Annotated in this window: 1 protein-coding gene; it reads right to left on the bottom strand. The window is 63.9% G+C overall.

Annotation, left to right across the window (positions count from 1 at the left end; all coding sequences use genetic code 11):
* On the bottom strand, positions 1-280 hold a 280-nt coding region (locus tag EN859_RS37640; RefSeq protein ID WP_135913774.1), incomplete at both ends, for a VCBS domain-containing protein.

Raw genomic sequence — 280 nt, 5'->3', positions numbered from 1 at the left:
GGATTGGGATCGGCCAGCGTGTTGGTGTCTTCCTTCACCGCCGCCGCATCGGCCACCGCCACCGGCGCGTCATTGGTGCCGGTGATGGTGATGGTCAGGTTGGCGGACGAAGAGCCGCCGTGGTTGTCCGAGTTGGTGTAGCTGAAGACGTCGGTGACGGTGGCGCCTTCGGCAAGCTGCTGCACCGAGGCCAGGCCATTGTCGAGCGTATAGCTGTAGCTGCCGTCGCTGTTGAGATGCAGCGTGCCATAGGTGCCGACCAGGTCGTTGCCGACATTGC

Origin of the sequence: Mesorhizobium sp. M00.F.Ca.ET.216.01.1.1, assembly GCF_004010325.2 — a bacterium.
GTDB lineage: Bacteria > Pseudomonadota > Alphaproteobacteria > Rhizobiales > Rhizobiaceae > Mesorhizobium.
Note: the sequence above shows the minus strand (reverse complement) of the source record. Positions and strands in the feature narration are given on the sequence as shown.